The sequence below is a fragment of the Francisella frigiditurris genome, assembly GCF_001880225.1.
Taxonomy (GTDB): Bacteria; Pseudomonadota; Gammaproteobacteria; order Francisellales; family Francisellaceae; genus Francisella; species Francisella frigiditurris.
In genome coordinates, this window is record NZ_CP009654.1 from 1,048,137 (window position 1) to 1,067,421 (window position 19,285).

Consider the following 19,285-nt stretch of genomic DNA (forward strand, 5'->3'; position numbering starts at 1 on the left):
GAAGAATAAATAAAATATTAGACCATGTGCTTTAATATATACTCTTTTAAAGATTTTCCAACTACTTTATAACGCCAACCCTCTAATAGTTTGCTATTAGAAAATTCATTTTTTAATTTTAGGTTATATGCTAAAGATCTAATATTTTTTTTAGATGCAATAAATGTCTTGTTGATAGTATATTTATCCACCTCTGATTCAAAGAAAGATATAGTTCTTTCTAAAAACTCTTCATCAAGCTTTATAGGATTTTTTTTAGATTTTATTAATGTTGAAACATCATCTTTAGTATTAAGAACTTCTATTATTTGTTTTTTTAAATTTAGTTTTAATCTTGATAAAGGATGATCTTTGAAATCATCAAGGCTTTTAGGGTTAAGAGCAGCAATAGTGAATAAGTCTTTATTATCAAATAAAAATCTAATAGGAATATCCTTCTGTTGTGCTGTTGCTTCACGCCAATTTGCAAGTAATATTATATTTCTTTGAGTTTTTGCTGAGTATTTTTGGATATTACCTGCTTTTAAATATGCATCATTTGGATTTGTAAACTCAGAATCATTACAAATATTTTTCATTTCATCATAGAAATAATCTACATATTGATTATTGTTTAATTGTTCTTCTAAATGATTTTTTAATAAATATAGATGCTTAACATCATTTATAGCATATTCAATTTGTTGTTCAGAAAGAGGTCTTTTTCTCCAATCAGAAAATTGTTCTTCTTTTTCGATAGAGATATTTAAAGCTTCTTCTAATAAGGTTTTTAGAGAAACTTGATTCTGATAACCTAGAAAATTTGCTGCAACTTGAGTGTCAAAAATGTTATTAACTTTACAATTTAAGAAATGTTTAATAATTGGAATATCATTTGCAGCGGAGTGCATAATTTTTTGGATATTTGATTCTTCAAAAACATCTGTCAAAGCAGTAAGGTTGATATCTTTATTTAAAGTATCTATTAGAAAAACATCATCATCGATAGATACTTGAATTAAACAAAGTATTGGGAAATACGTTCTTACCCAAAAAAATTCAGTATCTATAGTAATTTGATTGTGAGCTTTAATTCTTTCGATAAGCTGATCAAATTGACTCTGTTGTTTTATTATCATTAATTTTTAAAATGTATTGACTGCGAGTTATATGCTAACATTTTTATATGTTTAGTAAATTAAAAAATCTGCTTTAACGCCATGATTTCTAATAAACAGAGTGATTTTGATCTGAAAAGCTTTTTATCAGGCTTAACTACGCATTCTGGTGTGTATAGGATGATTGATGAAAATGGTGAGATCATATACGTTGGAAAAGCAAAAAATCTAAAAAATAGAGTTAATAGCTATTTCTCAAAAGGTGCTAAAGATTCAAAAACTTTGATGATGGTAAAACAGATATCAAGGATAGAAATAACAATTACGCCAAGTGATTATGAAGCTTATTTATTAGAAAATACATTAATAAAACAACATAGGCCTAAGTATAATATCTTATTTAAAGATGATAAAAGTTATCCATATCTTGTTATATCAAAAGATAAGTTTCCTAGAGTTTTTTTTCAGCGAGGTAAATCAGCCTATAAAAAAGGCGAGTGTTTTGGACCTTATGTGTCTATTTCATCAGTAAAGAATACTCTGAATATTATCCAAAAATTATTTCCTATTAGGCAATGTGAGAATACTTATTATAACTCTAGGATAAGGCCATGCTTGCAGTATCAGATAAAAAGATGTTTAGGTCCGTGTGTTGGTTTAGTTTCAAAAGATGTTTATGATGAGCAGCTAGAGCTTTTGAGAAAGTTTTTATCTGGAAAACTAACGAGCGTATTAGATGATATTTCTGCCAAGATGTATCAAGCTTCTGAGGACATGGAATATGAAAAAGCTCAAATATATAGAGATCAGCTTGTAACTTTAAGAAAGCTCCAAGAACAGCAGATTATAGATATAAAGTCAGATAAAACTTTTGATGTTATAGGAGTTTATCTTCAGGATGGATATGCAAGCATAGCACTATTACAGATTATTAATGGGAATATAGCTGCTGATAAACATTGGAGTATTGATGCTAAAGGACAAGATGAAACTAGTGTGATGCAGGCATTTTTATCACATTTTTATCTTGGTGATGAGATACGTAATATATGGCCTAAAAATATTATTTTGTCTAAAATAGAATTTTCTGAAGTTCAAGACTTAATGACTTCGATTTCTCAAAAAATAGGACAGTCAATAAATTGGATATTAGCTCCTCAAGCAGATAATCTAAAATGGCTTAAATTAGCAGAGGTTAATGCTAAACAAAAGTTAAATACCTTTGCAGCTTCGAAATCACAATATTCAAAACGTTTAGAATCATTGCAAGAGTTTCTTGAATTAGATAAGTCTATAGAAAGAATTGAATGTTTTGATATTAGTCATTTTCAGGGAGAGGCTACAGTAGCATCTTGTGTGGTTTATAATACAGAAGGTGAAGATAGAAAATCTCATAGAAGATATAATATTAAAGATGTAACACCAGGTGATGATTATGCTGCGATTCATCAGGCAGTAGAGCGTAGAGTTAGTTCAGGAATAGAAGCTGATAATTTACCAGATGTAATGATAATTGATGGTGGGAAAGGTCAAATTCGTCAAGCTGAGAAAGTACTTTTAGAATATGGTTTGCAGGATAGGGTGAAATTGGTTAGCCTTGGAAAGGGCATAGAGCGTAAAAGTGGTAAAGAAAAAATCTATAAAGGCTATGATGAGTTAGAGTATACTTTAGATGAAAATAATCCAGGATTTTTGTTGTTAAGACAGGTTAGAGACTCTGCTCATGATTTAGCTATAAAGTCACAAAGGAAAAAAGTTTCTTCTAATAGACAATCATCTATTCTCGAGCATATAGAAGGAGTTGGCCCTAAACGCAGAAAAGCTTTAATTATGCATTTTGGTGGTTGGCAAGAACTAAGCAAAGCTTCTGTAGAAGAAATATCTAAAGTAAAAGGAATTAGTAAAAAACTAGCTCAAGAAATTTGGGAATGTTTTCATTAGGAATAAATGATTTAGGATTTGTAAATGATATTTGTAATTGGATTAATTTTATTAGCTATTATATTGTATTTTTGGCTTTTTATTTTGCTGAATAAAAAAACTAGGGAGCTAGAAACACTTAAAAATTCTAAACAAGCTGATATATATGCTTTACAAAGTGAGAAATCTACTTTGGATATTATGCTTTCAAATGAGAAGCAGAAAAATATTGAGCTAAAAGATAGTAGTAGTCAAAGGTTAGAAGAATTAAGGCAAGAGTTAAAATTAGAGAAATCTAAAACAGATAACTATATAGAAGAAGTAAAAAATTATAAGTCCCAAATCGCAATGTTAGAAACACAGCTTAAAGAGCAGAATATTTCAATGCAAGAAAAGCTAGAGTTATTACAGAATGGTGAAGCTAAATTAAAATCAGAATTTGAAAATCTGGCTAATAAAATTTTTGAAGATAATTCAAAAAAACTAAATGAGCGTAATCAAGAAAGCTTAATTAATGTATTAAATCCTGTGCGAGAGCAGTTGAAAGATTTTAAGCAAAAGGTTGAAGATGTCTATGATAAAGAGTCTAGTGCAAGAGGCGCATTACAGAATGAGTTAAAAAACTTAAAAGAGCTTAATCAGAAGATGACAATAGAAGCGCATAATTTGACAAATGCTCTTAGAAGTAGCACAAAGCAGCAAGGTGTTTGGGGTGAAATGGTGCTTGAAAATGTACTTGAGAAATCTGGGCTTAGAGAAGGTTTCGAATATTTTAGAGAAAAACATATCACAGATGATGAAGGTAAAGCATTTAGGCCAGATGTTGTAGTAAAACTACCTGATGATAGAGATATTGTAATCGATGCAAAAACTTCTCTTGTTGCTTACAATGATTATATGGCTACAGATGATGAAGATCAGAGAAAAATATATCTTAAGAAACATATTGAATCAGTAAGATCTCATATTAAGGGATTAGCAAATAAAAATTATGAAAATCTTAAAGGCATAAATTCGCTAGATTTTATATTTATGTTTATACCAATAGAAGGAGCATTACTTTTAGCCTTAGATAATGATGTAAATCTTTTTGATGAAGCTTTTAAGCAAAAGATAATTATAGTAAGTCCTACAACACTTTTAGTTGCATTAAGAGCTGTTGAAAATACTTGGAGATATGAAAAGCAAGCTCAAAGTATAGCTGAAGTTTATGATAGAGCCACTAAACTATATGAGAAAGCGGCAAACCTTATAGAAACCTTTCAAAAAGTTGGTAAAAGTATTAGTAGAGCAAATGATGATTACGAGGCAGCTTTTAAGCAGTTGCAAGGTAATGGTGGCCTTATATCTCAAACAGAAAAGCTTAAAAAGGTTTCAAATATTAAACCAAAGAAAGAGATTGATAATAAATTAATAGATAATGAAGTTTTAGATTAAATATATAAATGGAGATAAACATGAAAGTAGTAGGAGTATCAACAGAGGTTTCTAATGATAGAGATGATTTATTAGAAAATGCTTGGGATTTGTTTTTTAAGAGTGAAGTTTTAGATTATCTAGATGGTAAAAACCTTTCAGCAGATATTATTTCTGTTTATTACAATTATCAAGGAGACCATACAAAACCATATAGCTTGTTAATTGGTTATGAAGTTGATGAATCTTTTGAAACACCTACGGGATTTGAGGATGTCATAATAAATCTAAATCATGAGCAACATAGACTAGAAGGTGAAGATACTGAAGCGGTAATAGAGAAATGGCAGGAGATTTGGGATGATAACTCTAGAGAAAGAGCATATATCGCAGATTTTGACAGATTTAATCCAATAGAAGATTTTATTGAGATAAATGTAGAGTATAAAAACTAATCAATAATAGAAAGAGCTTTTAAAAAATCATCAATTGTACAGTGATTTTCTATAGGGTGGCGTAATTTCTTTAGCTTATTTATAGAATAATGATTCTTTCGACCCACTTTTGTAATATTTAAGTATTCAGTTTCTGTTAGATCACTTACTATATTTAGCACTGCACGCTCTGTAATACCTATTTTTATGGCCATATCTCTAATAGTCATATTAGGATTGCTATTAATTAGAAATAATACGTGAGAATGATTTGTTAAAAATGTCCAGCTTTGTTTTTTATTAGACATATATATTATTAGAGCTTTAATAATTTTGAGTAATTATACTGGAACAAAAGGTAAAGATGAATGGTGTAAAACAATTTGTAAGTTTCCTTCGCTATTACGCTTAAATCCCATTGTGTAATTTGCTACTACTTTTTCACCATTTGATTTAGTTAAATGCTTATTGCCCATAACTATGCTAATGTTCTTATCTAAAATATAACCAGTGTTTTCAAACTCTAGCTCTACCCAGTCGTTTAGGGCAAAGCCATTATCTTCTGGAAAGTTAGGATTATTTCCAATAAAGTATGACACTGCACCATCTAGAGTGTCTCTAAACATCTTTTTAGAAGCTAGAGTAGGTTTGAATAGAACTTCATGGTTATCATAAGCATACATATCATTGATAAAAGCTTTAGCCATCGTTTCATAAGCTTTTCCTTCTTTATTTAGCTTAGCTATTTCTAATAGACCTTCTTTCCATTGGTTAAGTGCATTATCTATATCATTTCTTGTCATAATCATCCTCTTTGTGAATTTTAATTTATGTATCATATTTCATGTATTATAGTTCATAATTATGTTTTGTAAATAGTTTCAAAGCAAAGAAATTAAGTCATTTAATTTTCTAACGTGAGTTGAGCTATGCTCTAAAGTAGAATATTCATTTTCTAATATGTAAAATGTGTCAAAGAAATTAATTAATACATATATAAAAGTATTAATAATAGGAAATATAATGAAAAAAATAAGTTTAATTTTATTGGCGATGCTAGTATTTTCTTTATCTATTGCAGATTCTAACTCAAATTCATACCCTATAGAATACGTGTCTAATCCAGGAAAATATAATAATTGTTTAGCTACTGATACGACTAATGGAGCATTTATAAGATGTCTACCAAGTGATCAACCCAAAAATTGTTCTGATAAGATATGGAAAGAGATACAATCTATTAAAATGCCATTATGTTTAATTAATAATGGCGAAGGAATGAGAAACAAATAAAAATAGTTTTTGAGAGGGGATATGCGTAATAGATTGTTATTAGCAATAGATTTTATAAATGATATTGTTCATCCAGATGGTAAATTAGGCGCTAAGTTTACTCCTTATTTACAAGAAAATAATGTGTTAGAAAATGCAACTAAAGCTATTAAGCATGCTAGAGAAAAGAATATTTTAGTGGCTCATGTGAAAGTTACTTTTTCAAAAACTTATATTGAATGTCCAGAGTGGTCACCAATTTTTGGATCAGCAAAGAAAAATAATGCATTAGAGCTTAATACATGGGGTACTCAGTTTCATGAGAAAATCGATATTAAGGAAAATGATCATATATTAATAAAGCACCGTATAAGCGCTTTTTATAATACTGATTTAGAGAGTGTACTTAGAGCAAATAAGATAGAAGAAATTATAATTATTGGTGTATCAACTGATATGACTGTTGAATTAACTTCACGTGAAGCGCATGATAGAGATTATAAAGTAACAGTTTTAAAAGATGCTTGTGGCTCTCATGCCAGTGATACTCATAATGCTTCCCTAGCAAACATTAGTAGAGTCGGTATGGTTAAAACAGTACAAGAATGGATAAATAGTTAAAGGATCATTTAAGATGGCGAGAAATTTAGAAGATTTGTTGAATGAATATGCATCAAGTCACCAAAATAAAACTAACCAGTTTATACATAGTATTTGTGTTCCAGCTATTTTATTTTCTATCTTAGGTATATTGTGGTCAATATCTCAATGGGTGGCATTATTAGCAATTGTTTTATCATTACTTTTTTATGCTACATTATCTATCAGATATACATTAGCCATGATTATTGTAAGCGTAATCATGCTAGCAATTATTAGTGTAATCCCTTATATTTTCTTTGTGTCTATATTGGTGTTTGTAGTAAGTTGGATATTTCAATTTTATGGACATCACTTAGAGGGTAAAAAACCATCTTTTTTAGAAGATATTCAATTTTTACTTATAGGTCCACTTTGGGTTCTGAAAAAGCATATTTTTATTGATAAATAAACCTTAAAATTGATGTTATTTCATAATTGAAGTATAGTATTATTTATACTTGAGCTAAGTTTTATAAAAGTTATAAATATGCATAATGAGCCATTTATTCCTGTTTTTGTGTTTATTATGCTAGGTATATTATTCACAGCAGTTATTCTTAAAAAATTTAAACAGCCATATGTTGTAGCTTATCTTTTAACTGGGATACTACTTGGACCATATGGCATAAATGTAATCCAGAGTCATGAAGCTTTAGCTAGATTAGGAGAGATAGGTGTTATATTACTACTGTTTTTTGCTGGTATGGAGGTTTCTCCAAGAAAATTTGCACAGAACTGGGTTGTACCAACTTTTGGGACATTACTCCAAATTATAGCAACAGTATTTATTACATTTATTATTGGTTTGGCATTAAAATGGTCTATGGCAAAAATAGTATTGTTTGGATCAGCTATTAGTTTAAGTAGTACAGCAGTGGTGCTTAAGCTTATACAAGATTCTGGAGAAACCAAAACAAAATTAGGTCAAAATATATTGGGAGTTCTACTTGTACAAGATCTGGCAGTAGTTCCTATGTTAATTATCATTGGTTTATTAGGTGGTGAAATGCCATCAACAACTCAAATAATTATACAAATTATTGGTGGTATTTTAGTATTGGCATTAGCTGCCTGGATGGCTATAAAAGATACCATAAGAATTCCATTCGTTTCTATTTTTGCAAAAGATCAAGAGATGAGGGTATTTTTAGCATTATTAATATGCTTTGGTATGGCAACTATAACTGGTAGCTTAGGATTATCTTCTGCATTAGGAGCATTCGTTGGAGGAATGGTTGTAGCTACAGCAAAAGAAACAGAATGGGTTGGTCATAGCCTACTTACTGTAAAGACTATTTTTATGGCATTATTTTTTATTTCTATAGGAATGCTTATAGATCTAAGGCTTATATGGCAATATTTGCCACTATTTTCTATATTACTAATGGCAGTATATATTATTAATACGACCATAAACGCATTAATATTTAAATCGTTACGACAAAAGTGGTGTGAAGCTTTATGTGGGGGAGCTATGCTTTCACAGATAGGAGAGTTCAGCTTTGTATTAGTTTCAATGGGATCACTTCTGAACATAATTCCTCCTATTACATATCAGTTATGTATAACCCTTATTTCTTTATCATTACTATTTAGTCCACTTTGGATTAGTATGATTAACTGGATTGTAGCTAGATATCTTAAAGATACTGCTAATTAAATAAGTTTAAAGGAGATATAAATGAAGAGAAAAGCATTAATGTTAACAACAGTATTATTACCTGCATTAGGGGTTTCAGCTACTATGGTTGGAACTGATCCAAGTACATATACTCCTAAGTATTTATCTGTACCAAAATTTAAAGAATGTTTATCACAAACAACTTTAGAAAGTGCAACATATTGGTGTCTACCAAAAGATAAGCCAACAGCTTGCCCTAACGATTCTTGGGAAGAGTTGCAACGAATGAACTTGCTTCCTTGTCAAGAAGGTAGCTCTCAAAATCAAAATGATCAAACTCAAGATAACTAATTATATAGTAGTTGATTATGCTATATTATCTGTAGGCTGTTTTATAAAGGAAAAATTTTATGTCATACTCAAAATTTCAGATATCTGAGGAGTTTGCTAAGCATACTCATGTAGATTCAAATACTTATGATCTTCTCTATAAAGAATCTTTGGAGCATCCAGAGAGCTTCTGGGCAAAGCAAGCGAATAGAGTGCATTGGCATAAAAACTTTGAAAAAGCATATGCAGCTAGCTTTGAACCTCTTGATATTAAGTGGTTTGATAAAGGAGAGCTTAATGTTTGCTATAACTGTGTTGATAGACACCTTAAAGATAGAGCTGATCAAACAGCGATAATATGGCAAGGCGATGATATAAATGAATCCAAAAAAATAACATATAAAGAGCTTTATAACAAAGTTTGTCAAATGGCTAATATTCTAGAAAGCCATAACGTAAAAAAAGGAGATGTAGTAACAATATATATGCCGATGATTCCTGAGGCTATATATGCAATGTTAGCTTGTGCAAGAATAGGGGCTATTCACTCAGTTGTGTTCGGAGGATTTTCTGCAGAGTCATTAAAGCACCGTATAGAAGATGCTAAAAGTAAATTTGTTATTACAGCAGATGAAGGTCTTAGAGGCGGTAAAAAAATACCTTTAAAAGCTAATGTTGATAAAGCTATATCGAAATTAGATTTCGTTAAGAATGTTTTAGTTGTTAAAAGAACAAACTCTAATATCAAATGGGATGATAAAATAGATTTATGTTATACAGAAGAATCTAAAAAAGTTAAAGATACTCATGAATTAGTAGCTTTTGACTCAGAGCATCCTTTATTTATTTTATATACATCTGGATCAACAGGAAGTCCAAAAGGTCTTTTACATACGTCTGCTGGTTATTTAGTTTACGCAGCTCTTACACATAAGCTGGTTTTTGACTATAAAGATCAAGAGGTGTATTGGTGTACGGCTGATGTTGGTTGGATTACTGGTCACTCATATTTAGTCTATGGACCATTGGCTAATGGAGCAATAACATTAGTTTTTGAAGGGGTGCCAACATATCCTGATGCATCTAGAATTTGGCAAGAAGTTGATAAGCATAATGTAAATATCTTATATACAGCACCAACTTTAATTAGATCTTTATTAAAAGTAGGAAATGAATATTTAAATAATACTAATAGAGGTTCGCTTAGAGTTCTTGGTTCAGTTGGCGAACCTATCAACCCTGAAGCATGGGAGTGGTTTGTTGAAGATGCTGGAAACTCTAAAGCACCTTTAGTTGATACTTGGTGGCAGACAGAAACGGGTGGAATTATGATTACTCCTTTACCTGGAGCTCATAGATTAAAACCTGGTTCTGCAACTAAACCATTTTTTGGTGTTGATCCAGTGATTTTAGATTCTGACCATAAAGAAATTATTGGTGAAGGCAAAGGAGCTTTATGCATTAGAAAACCTACACCAGGGATAGCTAGAAGTATCTATGGTGACCATGATAGATATACTCAAGTGTATTTCAGTCCATATAAGGGTTACTACTTTTCAGGAGACGCTGCTAGGAGAGATAAGGATGGTTATATCTGGATAGAAGGGCGTATGGATGATGTCATTAATGTTTCTGGACATAGATTAGCTACAGCAGAAATAGAGGCTGTTTTAGATAGTCACCCAGAGGTTGCAGAGACTGCTGTTGTTGGTTTCCCTCATGACATAAAAGGTGAGGCAATATATGTTTATTGTATTTTAAAAGATAATACACCTTTAACAGAAGAAGAATTTAGTAATATTAGAAAAGCATTAGTTCAGCATGTGCGCCAAGAAATTGGTGCAATAGCTTCTCCAGCTGTTATTCAGTTTACGCCTGAACTACCTAAGACAAGATCAGGAAAAATTATGAGAAGGATTCTTAGAAAAATAGCAGCTAATGACTATGATAATTTAGGAGATGTTTCTACATTGTTAAATCCTGAGATAGTTGACCACCTTATTAAAAATAAAAAGGTGTAATGATTATGGTTTCGAGTGATTTTAAGTATTATGTAAAGATTTTCTTAGCTATAACTTTTTGGGCTAGCTTGTACCATATAGCACCAATTCCATTAGGTTATGTTGATTTATATATGGTTGCTTTTATTAGATATATTTTTGCGGCTGTAATATTGATAGTTATGCATTATTTTTATACAAAAATATTCTTCCCAAAGCTAACTAGCAGACAGTGGCTTTATGTTTTTGGAGTTGGTTTTTTTGGAATCTTTATGTATAACATAGTCTTCTTATGGGCAGAGGAAATTATTTCTGGAAATATCATCTCTATAATATATGCATTTTCTCCTTGTCTTATAACAGTTATGTCTAGTTATATGTTTAAGAATAAAATTAGTCAACAAGCTAGACTTGGTATCTTAGTAGCACTAGTTGGAGCTATTGGAGTAGTTCTTTTTGCTCCAAAAAATCCAGACTCTTGCCCAGTTAATGTTACGGTTGGGTTGGGAGAAACATTAAGTGTATTAGCAGTTATCTTTTTTTCAATATATGCTGTATTTGGTAAATGTGCTGCACATGATGGTGTCAAAATGATAACAGTAAATATGTATGCGGCTGTTATAGGAGCAGTTATGTTTGGCATAGTAACTATATTTAAATCTGATTATAGTAAACTTGCTGATACAGATTATATATTTTGGGTGAGTATGCTATATATAGCTATATTTGCAACTGTTGTAGCTTATGTTTGGTATCTTCAGTCTATTGAGCACTTAGGTGTTTATAAAACAGCAATTTTTCAAAATACACTACCTTTCCAAACAATTATAATAGGATTTATTCTTTATGCTCAAACTGTATCACCAATGGTATTTCTATTAGGAGGTGTGGTGTTCTTGGGAGTATATATTACAAACGTAGCTGTTAATAAAGGGTAGCTTTTAGTATTTATAATTTAAATGAGTAATATCAGGCCTTGGGAAAATAAAAATATTCTATCAGCGAACCATGCTAAAGAAATTATTAATAATAATTTTCCCAAAATTTGTATTAAAAGCATTAAGTTATTAGGAGAAGGTTGGGATAATACTACATGGATTATCAATGATAATTTATGTTTTAGGTTCCCAAAACATGAAGAAGCTGCAAAGTTATTAACTAATGAAATTAAAGTTTTATCACAACTTATAAAAACTAATATTTCCCTGCCAATTCCTAAAAATGTTTGTTTAGCTCCAAAATCATTCAAATATCCTTTTTATTACCATGATTATATTAATGGAGTAACTTCTGATAGAGCAAATTTAACTAGTAATGAACGGATGCTTTTAGTAGTTAAGCTAGCGTCTTTTCTAAAAGAGTTACATAGTTTTCCTTTGGATAAGTGTATCTCTTCGGGAATTGAATATGAGCAGATTAATAGGCTGAATTTCAAAGACCGATATCAAGAGTTTAAAGAACGTTTAGAATATTTGATAAATAGAAATGTATTATCAAATGATTTAAATATCAAAAAGTTTTATGAAAACAATATGAATATAAGTATTCCTAAATTTGCAACTTTATGCCATGGTGATTTATATGCTAAGCATTTAATTATAGATAGCAATAAAGATCTATGTGGCATTATAGATTGGGGAGATTCAGAATTATTACATCCAGCAATAGATCTTGCTATTGTATATCAATTTTTACCTAAAAAAGTCCACTCTTTATTCTGGAGTGTTTATGGAGATGTAGAGAATCATACTCATACAATAGCTATACTTAGAGCAATATATAGCTCAACTACAATAGCTTGGTATGCTCATCAGATAAGTGATAAGTATTTATTTAATGAGGGAATTTTAGGTTTACAAATGATAAACGAGATCATAAGTTAGATATTAATTACTCAGTCTCTTCAGCATTTATTATACTGTTAACTCTTCTTATTTCAGCTTGGTGATTTGGTATTATTATTGCAACAATTAGACCTATAAGACTCGTCACTATCATTAAAGTACATAAGCCAACTGTAGAAGTAGTCACTCCCATAATATATGTAGCTAGCATAGGTGCAAAGCCGGATATGGCAGCCCCAAACCCAAACCCTATTGAGCATCCTATTGCTCTAACCTGAGGAGGAAATATCTCTGTATAATAAGGTGTTGAAGCACCTTGAGTGATAGCTGTAGCTATTGCTATTAAAAGTACACCTAATGTGATAAGACTTAAGTTATCAGTTTGTAATAATAGAACTAAAGGAATTATTGATAAGCTCATCACTATATATGCTATTATATGAAATCTTTTCCTGCCAATGATATCAGATAGAAACCCAAAAATCGGCGTTGTAATACATAAGCCAACTAAACTTATTGTACTAACTCCTAATGCTGAACTTAAAGATAAACCAAGCTCAAGCTCCATATATGTTACAAGATAAGTTACTACCAGATAATATAGTGTACTTGCACTAACTGAAAGGATTAAGATTAGTGTTAAATGCCAACGATAGTAACTAAATAAAATTTGTGTAGGAGTTTTTTCTCTAGGTGCAGTATTTACTTCTCCTTTATCATCTTCACGAAGGAATATATGAATCAAAAGTAATAAGAAACCAAATACAAAAGGTATGCGCCATGCCCATGCCTGAGCATCTTTGGGTAGAAAGCTAAATACACAATAACTCACGCCAGCAGCGATTAAGAAACCAATAACAGAAGTTGAATAAGCTATGGCTAAACTGAACCCTCTATATTTTAAAGTTTCATCTTCGGCTGTTATAGTCATTAAGTTACCAAATTGACCACCAGCAGAAACACCTTGTAGTAATCTTATACAAACTAATAGTATTGGGGCTAATACTCCTATATGATCCCATGTGGGCAAAAAAGCCATGGCGACAGTACTAATTGCCATAAGGGTTATAGATATGTTCATCGCATAATGTCTACCAACTTTATCTCCTAAGTAGCCGAATAAAAAAGAGCCAAATGGTCTAGCTATAAAACCTACACCAAAGGCTGCAAAAGCAGCGAGTAAGGATATCCATGGATCATGGGAGGGGAAAAACTGAGCAGCTATAATAGTTGCAAAGTAACCATATAGTGAAAAATCATACCATTCAATTATGTTTCCAAAAGAGTTTTTTATAGTTCTAAAGATCCATTTGAATATTAATAAAATTGTACTTCTCCATTTTTAATTTCTCATCTCTAATTAAATATACTACGCCATTAAACTTTTTTATAAAGGGTGTTAACAGCAGCTAAAATGGTTTTAAATAGATATAAACTATTTTTTATTAGAAGACACTCTAGTAAAAATAATACTAATAAATACAGAAAGTATAATTATAAAATAGATCAATGACATTCCAACTTTATTCCAAATAGTATAACTATCTGTAGAGTAGATAGTTCCTTCTAAATTGGCTTGAGTATCTTTAGGAAGTAGACTTTGAAGTTTACCATTAGGTTCAATTATAGCGGTTAAGCCATTATTAGTTGTTTGAAGTACATATTTGCCTGTTTCTATAGCTCTTACTTGAGATATTTGAAGATGCTGTGGTCTAGCAATCGAGTCTCCAAACCAAGAATCATCACTAATAACAGAAATAAAACCAGCATTTTGCAATTGATCTCTAACTTGTTCTGGATAAGCAATTTCATAACAAATAAAATTAGCCACTTTGTTTCCAGACATTTCCATAAGAGGTTGAGTATATTTACCTGGAGTGAAGTTACTTAAGCCAGCTTTCTCTACAGAGTAACTAAAGGAAGAGATTATAGGAAAATATTCACCAAATGGAACAAGATGATGTTTACTATAGGTTCCAGAACCATCTCCAACAACTATCGATGAGTTATAGTAATTTTTATCATTATCAATGCTTAATGAGCCAACTAGAATTGAATTATTATGTTCTTTGGCTACATGGTTTAATTCATTGAAATAATTTCGTGTATATTCTCTATAGGCAGGGATAGCATTTTCTGGTAAAAATATGATCGAATTACTATATTTACTTGCTATTTCTTTATAGTAATTTTTAATTTTATTAAAATTATTGTAATCCCACTTAAAGCCTTGGACAAAATCTCCTTGCACTAATACTACTTTCTGTGGAGATCCATTATCTTTATACCAGTGACATAAAGATAGTCCATAACCAATGATATATATACAAACTACAGTTATAGCACAAATTGCTATATTTTTATTTTTTGTAGAAGTCAGAATTAATTGATTAATTAGAATAGCTATTAAAGCTACTATATAGCTTGAGAAATAAACTCCACCAATAGTTGAATACCAAATTAAAGGACTTTCTGTTTGGGAGTAACCAAGAGAAACCCAAGGAAATCCTCCCCATAAAACATTAGCTTTAAAAATCTCAAATAATGTCCATAATGCTGGATATAGGATAATTTTTGAGATTCTAGAATTTTTATTTACTAGAAAGTGTATTGTTAAAGCAAATGGGATGGGTAGTAAAAAAGAGAGTAAAATAATTAAAGCAATAGCTGTTATTACACCAATAGCTAAGGATTGAGTAAAAAGGGTAATACTTATATAAACCCATGAAATACTTGTAGAGAAAAAGCCTAGTCCAAAAAACAGCCCAGTTAATGATTTTTTTAATTTACCTTCTGATTTGTCAACTAAATAAAAGAATAAGCATAAAGCTAATATAGCTAGGAAGTCTATTCTAAAAGGAGCGAATGCTAAAGTAAGAGAAGCTCCGCTTATGAAAGCTAGTAAGGCAAAAACTATATTTTTTTTCATTATTTTTTAATTTTTTCTACTAAGATATTTATAATTTTACGATTATTAGAGTCATTAACAGTAAACTTGAATTCACCAACAGTAACATACTCACCTTTTTTAGGCAGACGTTCTAGAATTTGAATAATCATTCCAGCAACTGTATCAAAATCATCTTCTTCATCTATTTTAGTGCCAAAATACTCATTAAACTCTTCTATAGATGTTGTTGCGTCAATTATAAATTTATCTTCATTTAATTTTTTAATAGCTTGATTTATAGTATCAAACTCATCATCAATATCACCTACAATCTCTTCCAAAATATCTTCTATCGTAATAAGACCTGATATGGCACCATACTCATCTACGACTATGGCAATATGATTTTGGCTATTTTTGAAATCTTTCAATAGCGCATTTAGTTTTTTTGTTTCAGGGATAAATATGGCAGGGCGTAATATTCCCCTAATGTCATTAGCATCTAGCTCTTTACTTGTAGTATCTTCAACTTCTATATCAAAGATTAATTTTAATAAGTCTTTAGCATGTAAAATTCCAATAATATCCTCTTTGTCATCTGCAAAAACGGGAATTCTAGTATGAGATGATTGTATGACTTTTTTTAATATCTCATTTATAGACATTCCTAAATCTACGGTAACCATTTTAGTTCTAGAAAGCATTATGTCGCCAACATCTAGAGATGCTATTCGCATTACTCCTAAAATCATATCTTCAGATTTTATGTCAATTACTTCATTCTTTACAGCTTTTGAAATGGCTAGATAAAGATCATCCTCAGTTTTAATATTAAAAAGACTAGAAGTTATCTTATCTAAGAAACTATGTTTATGTTCTTTCTTTTCTGTATTTTCAGAATTATCCGTCATGCTAAATCCTCTTTATATGGATTAGGAATATTTAATTCCTGTAATAATTTTATTTCTAAAGTTTCCATCTCATCAGCGTCTTTATCATTTTTATGATCATAACCTAATAAATGTAAAATACCATGTATAAAAATATGACACCAATGGTTATCTAAAGTCTTGTTTTGCTCTATAGCTTCTTTTTCTAAAACATCTGGTGCAATGATGATATCGCCTAAAAAGTCATCCATAATGTCATCTGGTAAGCCTTCTGGCTTATCAAAAGGAAAAGATAATATATTTGTAGCTTTATCTTTTTTACGATATTGATTATTTATAGATTTAATTTCATCGTTAGAGACAATATTCACATTGATACTTGAGTTTTTTAGGTTGTGGTATTCTAAGACTATATTATAACACTTAAGTAAGATTTCCTTTGAGGGGTGTTCGTAATCATCATCATTTATAATATTTAAATCTATATTACTCATGGTGTTTTTGCTTCTCTATTTTATCTTCGTATTTATCATAGGCTTTAACTATTCTTTGGACTATTTGATGACGAACTATATCTACAGGTTTAAGATAAGTGATAGCTATACCATCAACATTATGAAGTATATCTATAGCATTTCTTAACCCTGACGTTATATTTTTTGGTAAATCAACTTGGGTAATATCACCAGTTATAACAGCCGTTGTATTAAAACCTATTCTAGTTAAGAACATTTTCATTTGTTCTTTTGTGGTATTTTGACTTTCATCTAGTACTATAAAAGCATCATTAATTGTTCTACCTCTCATATAAGCTAGAGGAGCTATTTCTATAGCTTGTTTTTCAATAAGTTTAGTGACTTTTTCAACTCCCATGAAGTCAAAAAGAGCATCATACATTGGCCTAAGGTAAGGATCAACTTTTTGAGTTAAATCTCCTGGTAGGAAACCAAGTTTTTCACCAGCCTCAACAGCAGGGCGAACAAGGACTATTCTTCTTACAGTACCTTTTTCGTAGGCAGCAACTGCACATGCTATAGCTAAGTAGGTTTTACCAGTACCTGCTGGCCCAACACCAAAAGTTACATAATTATTCTCTATATTACTTAGATAGATCGCTTGGTTTTTTGTTCTAGCTTTTAATTGCTTGCTTCTGAGCTGAATTTCATATTCTGTAATAGCTTCTTGAGCATGTTTTTTCTTCTCAGTTTCTTCTTTAGCTGTAGCATTTAAAATCGTTGTGATTTGAGCTAAGTCAAAGTCTGAATTACCAGCTAATATTTCTGCATAGCATGATTTTATAAATCGTTTAGCTTGAGTATTATTTACACTAGATTCGCTAGAAATTTCAAATTCATCTGCGCGATGTTTTATTTCTACATGAAAGTAAGATTCTATTGCTCGAATATTTTCGTCAAGATTACCACATAGTACCATCATTGCATCATAGCTGTATGGTTCTAATGTGAATTGGGTTTTATTCATATATTAGACAAGTTCTCCTCTTAATGAATGAGGTAATGCTTCTGTAATTTTAACCTTAGTAAATTGTCCAATCAAAGATTTATCACCTATAAAATTAACGATTCTATTATTTTCTGTTCTACCAGCAAGTATATTATCATCTTTTTTAGATGTTCCTTCAACAAGGATTCTTTGTTCTGTGCCGACCATTTGTCTTGAGATTATTTGAGCATTATTATCTAACAAAGTCTGAAGTCTTTTTAAACGCTCTTTTTTAACTTCCATAGGAGTGTCATCTGGTAGATCAGCAGCAGGAGTTCCTGGACGCTTACTATAAATAAAGCTAAATGATTGATCAAAATGAACATCTTTTACTAAATCTAATAGCTTTTGGAAATCTTCTTCTGTTTCACCAGGGAAGCCAACTATAAAGTCAGATGAGATAGTTATATCTGGTCTGATAGCTCTTAGTTTTCTAATTTTTTGTTTAAATTCTAAAATAGTATGATTTCTTTTCATATTTATCAGAATTCTATCTGAACCATGCTGCACAGGTAAGTGTAAATGATTAGCTAGTTCTGGAACTGTTGCATAAGCATCAATAAGGTTTTGAGAAAACTCAACGGGATGAGAAGTTGTAAATCTAATCCTTTCAATACCATCAATTTCTGCTATGAAATGAATTAACAAAGCTAAATCAGCAACTTCACCATTTTCCATAGGGCCTAAGTAGTGGTTTACATTTTGTCCAAGTAGAGTGATTTCTTTCACACCTTGCTCAGCAAACGAAGCACATTCTGCTAATACATCTTCAAATGGTCTATTAACTTCAGGTCCACGGGTATATGGGACCACGCAGTATGAACAATATTTATCACATCCTTCCATAATTGACACAAAAGCTTTAGAACCTTCAGCTTTAGGTTCTGGTAAGTAGTCAAACTTCTCAATTTCTGGGAAAGAAATATCTACTTGAGATTCATTTGTTTGTCTTTTTTGCTTAATCATTTCTGGCAATCTATGAATAGTTTGAGGTCCAAAAACTAGATCAACAAACGGGGCTCTTTTAATGATATTTTCACCTTCTTGAGATGCAACACATCCGCCAACACCTATTACTAGGTCTTCATTTTTCTTTTTAAGATTTTTCCATCTACCTAATTCATGGAAAACTTTCTCTTGAGCTTTTTCTCTAATGGAACAAGTGTTTATTAGTATAATATCAGCTTCTTTATAGTCATCAGTTTTTACTGTATTAAAATGTTGGTCTAGGACTTCATGCATTCTAGATGAGTCATACTCATTCATTTGACAGCCTAGAGTTTTTATAAAAACTTTTTTAGTATCTTTCATTATTAACCTTTAGAAGAATTTAAATTAAAAAGTAACATATATAATAATCGGCAAAATTCTAACATAAAAAATATATAAAAGCACTTTCAATATGGAACTGGCTAATGCAGAATAC

General features: G+C 30.7%; 20 protein-coding genes. 11 read left to right on the forward strand and 9 right to left on the reverse strand.

The annotated features are described in order from the left end of the window. Window positions 1-17: 17 nt before the first annotated feature. Window positions 18-1,118, reverse strand: a complete 1,101-nt coding sequence (locus KX01_RS05145; protein WP_071663971.1) for a ribonuclease D — start codon at window positions 1,116-1,118, stop codon at window positions 18-20. An 81-nt stretch (window positions 1,119-1,199) separates the two neighbouring features. On the opposite strand from KX01_RS05145, the gene uvrC reads away from it, so the two are divergent. The 3 genes from uvrC to KX01_RS05160 are packed head-to-tail and all read left to right on the forward strand — an operon-like array spanning window position 1,200 to window position 4,888. Next, window positions 1,200-3,038 (forward strand): excinuclease ABC subunit UvrC, encoded by a 1,839-nt coding sequence (uvrC, locus tag KX01_RS05150; protein ID WP_071663972.1) that lies wholly within the window; start codon window positions 1,200-1,202, stop codon window positions 3,036-3,038. A 24-nt stretch (window positions 3,039-3,062) separates the two neighbouring features. Further along, window positions 3,063-4,454, forward strand: coding sequence for a DNA recombination protein RmuC (gene rmuC, locus KX01_RS05155; protein ID WP_071663973.1), 1,392 nt, complete (start codon window positions 3,063-3,065; stop codon window positions 4,452-4,454). Window positions 4,455-4,474: 20 nt separating this feature from the next. Then, entirely contained in the window at window positions 4,475-4,888 is a 414-nt protein-coding gene (locus KX01_RS05160; protein ID WP_071663974.1) for a GyrI-like domain-containing protein, read from the forward strand. On the opposite strand, the gene KX01_RS05165 is transcribed toward KX01_RS05160, so the two are convergent. Both KX01_RS05165 and KX01_RS05170 read right to left on the reverse strand, forming a co-directional pair. Next, the gene (locus tag KX01_RS05165; RefSeq protein ID WP_071663975.1) at window positions 4,885-5,175 is read right to left on the reverse strand and encodes a winged helix-turn-helix transcriptional regulator; all 291 of its coding nucleotides are present in this window, start codon (window positions 5,173-5,175) and stop codon (window positions 4,885-4,887) included. The two genes, KX01_RS05160 and KX01_RS05165, sit on opposite strands and share 4 nt — an antisense overlap. Window positions 5,176-5,208: 33 nt before the next feature. Then, window positions 5,209-5,670: a phosphoribosyl-AMP cyclohydrolase gene (locus KX01_RS05170; RefSeq protein ID WP_071663976.1), complete on the reverse strand. Its 462-nt coding sequence runs from the start codon at window positions 5,668-5,670 to the stop codon at window positions 5,209-5,211. 220 nt (window positions 5,671-5,890) lie between these two features. Between KX01_RS05170 and KX01_RS05175 the strand changes: the two genes are divergently transcribed. The 8 genes from KX01_RS05175 to KX01_RS05210 all read left to right on the forward strand — a co-directional run bounded on the left by KX01_RS05175 (window position 5,891) and on the right by KX01_RS05210 (window position 12,615). Then, window positions 5,891-6,160: a hypothetical protein gene (locus KX01_RS05175; protein WP_071663977.1), complete on the forward strand. Its 270-nt coding sequence runs from the start codon at window positions 5,891-5,893 to the stop codon at window positions 6,158-6,160. Window positions 6,161-6,181: 21 nt separating this feature from the next. Beyond that, window positions 6,182-6,760 carry a cysteine hydrolase family protein gene (locus tag KX01_RS05180; RefSeq protein WP_071663978.1) on the forward strand — a complete coding sequence of 193 codons (579 nt, stop codon included), beginning with the start codon at window positions 6,182-6,184 and terminating at the stop codon, window positions 6,758-6,760. A gap of 13 nt (window positions 6,761-6,773) precedes the next feature. Further along, on the forward strand, window positions 6,774-7,190 hold the full coding sequence (locus KX01_RS05185; protein WP_071663979.1) for an Mpo1 family 2-hydroxy fatty acid dioxygenase: 417 nt from the start codon (window positions 6,774-6,776) through the stop codon (window positions 7,188-7,190). A gap of 78 nt (window positions 7,191-7,268) precedes the next feature. Further along, window positions 7,269-8,441 (forward strand): cation:proton antiporter, encoded by a 1,173-nt coding sequence (locus KX01_RS05190; protein ID WP_071663980.1) that lies wholly within the window; start codon window positions 7,269-7,271, stop codon window positions 8,439-8,441. A gap of 21 nt (window positions 8,442-8,462) precedes the next feature. Continuing rightward, window positions 8,463-8,753: a hypothetical protein gene (locus tag KX01_RS05195; protein ID WP_071663981.1), complete on the forward strand. Its 291-nt coding sequence runs from the start codon at window positions 8,463-8,465 to the stop codon at window positions 8,751-8,753. Window positions 8,754-8,812: 59 nt separating this feature from the next. Beyond that, on the forward strand, window positions 8,813-10,753 hold the full coding sequence (gene acs, locus KX01_RS05200; protein ID WP_071663982.1) for an acetate--CoA ligase: 1,941 nt from the start codon (window positions 8,813-8,815) through the stop codon (window positions 10,751-10,753). 5 nt (window positions 10,754-10,758) lie between these two features. After that, on the forward strand, window positions 10,759-11,670 hold the full coding sequence (locus tag KX01_RS05205) for a DMT family transporter (protein ID WP_071664755.1): 912 nt from the start codon (window positions 10,759-10,761) through the stop codon (window positions 11,668-11,670). 21 nt (window positions 11,671-11,691) lie between these two features. Next, window positions 11,692-12,615 carry an aminoglycoside phosphotransferase family protein gene (locus KX01_RS05210; protein ID WP_071663983.1) on the forward strand — a complete coding sequence of 308 codons (924 nt, stop codon included), beginning with the start codon at window positions 11,692-11,694 and terminating at the stop codon, window positions 12,613-12,615. A 7-nt stretch (window positions 12,616-12,622) separates the two neighbouring features. On the opposite strand, the gene KX01_RS05215 is transcribed toward KX01_RS05210, so the two are convergent. The 6 genes from KX01_RS05215 to miaB all read right to left on the reverse strand — a co-directional run bounded on the left by KX01_RS05215 (window position 12,623) and on the right by miaB (window position 19,170). Then, window positions 12,623-13,903 carry an MFS transporter gene (locus tag KX01_RS05215; protein ID WP_071663984.1) on the reverse strand — a complete coding sequence of 427 codons (1,281 nt, stop codon included), beginning with the start codon at window positions 13,901-13,903 and terminating at the stop codon, window positions 12,623-12,625. A gap of 108 nt (window positions 13,904-14,011) precedes the next feature. Next, window positions 14,012-15,505, reverse strand: coding sequence for an apolipoprotein N-acyltransferase (lnt, locus tag KX01_RS05220; RefSeq protein ID WP_071663985.1), 1,494 nt, complete (start codon window positions 15,503-15,505; stop codon window positions 14,012-14,014). Next, on the reverse strand, window positions 15,505-16,377 hold the full coding sequence (locus tag KX01_RS05225) for an HlyC/CorC family transporter (RefSeq protein ID WP_071663986.1): 873 nt from the start codon (window positions 16,375-16,377) through the stop codon (window positions 15,505-15,507). The genes lnt and KX01_RS05225 overlap by 1 nt, the downstream gene beginning before the upstream one ends. Further along, a complete protein-coding gene (gene ybeY, locus KX01_RS05230) occupies window positions 16,374-16,850 on the reverse strand; it encodes an rRNA maturation RNase YbeY (protein ID WP_071663987.1) in 477 nt (158 codons plus the stop codon). The genes KX01_RS05225 and ybeY overlap by 4 nt, the downstream gene beginning before the upstream one ends. Next, a complete protein-coding gene (locus KX01_RS05235; RefSeq protein WP_071663988.1) occupies window positions 16,843-17,838 on the reverse strand; it encodes a PhoH family protein in 996 nt (331 codons plus the stop codon). Before KX01_RS05235 ends, ybeY begins: the two co-directional genes overlap by 8 nt. 3 nt (window positions 17,839-17,841) lie before the next feature. Continuing rightward, on the reverse strand, window positions 17,842-19,170 hold the full coding sequence (gene miaB, locus KX01_RS05240; protein WP_071663989.1) for a tRNA (N6-isopentenyl adenosine(37)-C2)-methylthiotransferase MiaB: 1,329 nt from the start codon (window positions 19,168-19,170) through the stop codon (window positions 17,842-17,844). Window positions 19,171-19,285: the final 115 nt, after the last annotated feature.